This window comes from Thermococcus sp. GR5 (assembly GCF_012027535.1).
GTDB lineage: Archaea > Methanobacteriota_B > Thermococci > Thermococcales > Thermococcaceae > Thermococcus > Thermococcus onnurineus.
In genome coordinates this window covers 1-400 of record NZ_SNUN01000035.1, presented here as the reverse complement: position 1 = coordinate 400, position 400 = coordinate 1, and the positions used below count along the sequence as shown (strand labels likewise).

Below are 400 nucleotides of genomic sequence, written 5' to 3'. Positions count from 1 at the left end.
TGAACAAAAACGTGATAACCTGCCATATGAAATTGATGGCATGGTAGTTAAAGTAAACAGCATTGAATTGCAGGATACGTTAGGAATGACATCTCACCATCCCCGTTGGGCTATTGCATTTAAGTTTAAAGCAAGGCAAGCCACCACTAAATTATTACATGTAGAATATCAGGTTGGCAGAACAGGGGCAGTTACACCCGTTGCTAAGTTGCAGCCTGTTGCAATAGGTGGTGTAACGGTATCAAGCATTTCCATTCATAATGAAGAATACATTAAAGAGAAAGATTTAAAAATTGGTGATATCGTTTTAATTGAACGTGCAGGTGATGTTATTCCGCAGATTGTAAAATCGTTAGCAGAATTAAGAAAGGGCGATGAACAGGAAATTATTTTCCCAAAA

At 37.8% G+C, this 400-nt stretch carries 1 pseudogene; it reads left to right on the top strand.

What is annotated here, in order from left to right:
- Positions 1-400: pseudogene (locus E3E33_RS10755) on the top strand (NAD-dependent DNA ligase LigA); the annotation flags it as partial.